Genomic DNA, 2,643 nt, shown 5'->3' on the forward strand with positions numbered 1-2,643 from the left:
GTGGTGGACGTCCGGAGCGCTTCGGGCTTGGGCTCGTCAATAACCCGGAGGTCCGGGGAGCGCACGGTTTTGACCAGGCTGGGGCTCATCTGTACTCCGCCGTTGGCGATGGCCGCTGTCATCAGCGCCACCTGCAGCGGAGTGGCCCGCACATCCTTCTGGCCGATCGCTGACTGTGCCAGGCCCGGACCGTCAAGATCATCAGGGAAGCCGTCTCCCTTGGCGTACTGGAGCTTCAGCTGGTCGCCCAGATCCTCCCCGAAGCCGAACTTCGCCGCCTGCTCGGCTATGGCGTCACGGCCGAGGTCGAGGGCAATGCTGGCGAACGGCGTATTGCAGGACTGCTGCAGGGCGAAGGCGAAGCTGGCGGTGTCCTGGGTGTAGCAGCTTCCGCCGGCGTAGTTGGGCAGCGTGTACTGGATTCCCGGAAAAGGCATGTTGGCCGGATTCGGCAGCTCGCTGTCCTTGTTGTACTTCCCGGAGCTGAGCGCTGCCGCAGCATCCACGAGTTTGAAGACCGAGCCCGGTGCAAGCAGCTCTCCCGTGGGGCCGCTGACGTTCTGGTTCAGGTTGATCCCCGGGACCTTGACCAGCTCGTTGATGTTGGCGCTCTCGGCGTCGGGATCCTGGGTGGCGATGAGGTTGGGATCGTAGGACGGCTTGGAGGCCATGGCCAGGATGGCACCGGTCTTGGGGTTGGTGACCACAATGGATCCGCGCTGACCGTCCGGGATGAGATCGTAGGCGAGCTTCTGGATCTCAGGATCTACGGTCAGCTCCACGGACGCGCCCTTGGGCTGGTTGCCCAGGAAGAGCTGGCCGATCCGGTCCAGGAACTGCTGGTCCGAGCTTCCGGCCAGTTGCTCCCGCATGGCCTGTTCCAGCCCGGTGGCACCGTAGTTCTGCGAGAAGTAGCCGGTGAGGCCCGCGTAGAGTTCCGGCTGCGGGTAGGTCCGCTGGAACTTGCACTGCTCGGAGCCTTCCACCGATTCCGCCACAGCTGCGCCGCCGACAATGATGGCGCCGCGGTCGTTGCAGTAGTCCTGGAGGATGGCCCGGTTGTTCCAGGCGTTGGCTTTGAGTTCGTCAGCGCCCACCACCTGGACATAGCTGAGGGCCCCAAAAATGAGAGCAAACATGGCGATCGCGGCTACCCATGAGTTCCTGATTGCCTGGTTCACAGGGGTTTCACCGCCTCGGTTGGTGCTTCCATTACCTTTGCTTCTGCTCCATCGCCCGCAGGCAACGGAGTAGTGTCCACGGGGCCACGGGCAGTATGCGAAATCATCAGCAGCAAGCCCACGATGATCCAGTTGGCCAGCAGGGAGGAGCCACCCGCCGCCAGGAAAGGTGTGGTGAGGCCGGTCAGCGGAATCAGCCTGGTGACACCGCCGATGACCACAAAACACTGCAGTGCAACTGCGAAGGACAGTCCGCACGCAAGCAGCTTGCCGAAAGCGTCGCGGGTGCCCAGGGCAGCCCTGAACCCACGGGTGAACAGCAGCAGGTACATCATGACGACGGCGAAGAGGCCGATCAGGCCAAGTTCCTCGCCGAGGGAGGCAATGATCATGTCGCTGTTGGCGAACGGGACCAGGTTGGGCCGCCCCTGGCCGAGGCCGGTTCCCACCAGCCCGCCGTTGGCCATGCCGAACAGCCCTTGAACGATCTGGCCGCTGCCGCCCGGGGAGCGCCCGTAAACCTCTTCGGTGAAGGCGTTCAGCCAGCCATCAATGCGCAGGCCGACGTGCGAGAAAACCCGTGATGCGACGAAGCCACCGCCGAGGATCAGTGCCACACCGATCACCACCCAGCTGATGCGGCTGGTGGCAACGTAGATCATGACGATGAACAGGCCGAAGAAGAGTACGGAGGAGCCGAGGTCTCGCTGGAAGATCAGGACGCCGATGCTGACCAGCCAGGCGGTGATCATGGGTCCCATGTCCTTGAACCGGGGGAACTGCAATGGCCCGATCTTGCGGCCTGCCAGCAGGATCAGGTCCCGGTTGGAGGACAAATACCCTGCAAAGAATATAGCCAGCGTGATCTTGGCGATCTCGCCGGGCTGGAATGTCATGGGACCAACCCTGATCCAGACGCGGGCGCCGAGGATCTCACCGGCAGAGATTCCGGGCACGAGGGGGAGGATCAGGAGGAATGCGCTCACGGCCAGCGAAATGTACGTGAAGCGGCGAAGGACGCGGTGGTCCTTGAGGAACCAGATCACGCCGATGGCGACGGCCATGGCGATAAGGGTCCACCGGAGTTGGTTGTTGCCGGTGTCCTCTCCCGGGGCGTCCAGGCGGTGGATCATGGCCAGGCCGAGCCCGTTCAGGGCCACCACGAGCGGAAGTATTACCGGATCGGCATATTTGGCCCGGAGCCTCAGCACCACGTGGAAGACCAGGGCCGCAACCGCGAGGAGGCTGGACTGGAACCAGAAATCCGAGTCGAACGCCTTCTCCTGGTCCACGCCCACCATCATGTTGGCGCCGATTCCGATGGCCAGGGCAATCACCAGCAGTACGAGTTCAACGTTGCGCCGGGGTTTAGGGATGGTGCTGAGCTGGCTCATTGTCCTCCCTCGCAACTGACGGTGGGGCTGGGCGTTGGCGAGGGGGCCGCTGCTGCCGCGGATGAGTC

General features: G+C 63.6%; 2 protein-coding genes. Both read right to left on the minus strand.

The annotated features are described in order from the left end of the window. A partial coding sequence (locus tag DBR22_RS19030; protein WP_108600285.1) for a penicillin-binding transpeptidase domain-containing protein occupies window positions 1-1,181 on the minus strand: 1,181 nt, incomplete at its 3' end. Then, entirely contained in the window at window positions 1,178-2,575 is a 1,398-nt protein-coding gene (locus tag DBR22_RS19035) for an FtsW/RodA/SpoVE family cell cycle protein (protein WP_108600286.1), read from the minus strand. The genes DBR22_RS19030 and DBR22_RS19035, both read right to left, overlap by 4 nt. Window positions 2,576-2,643 lie beyond the last annotated feature (68 nt).

This window comes from Arthrobacter sp. HMWF013 (genome assembly GCF_003061105.1).
Lineage (GTDB): Bacteria > Actinomycetota > Actinomycetes > Actinomycetales > Micrococcaceae > Arthrobacter.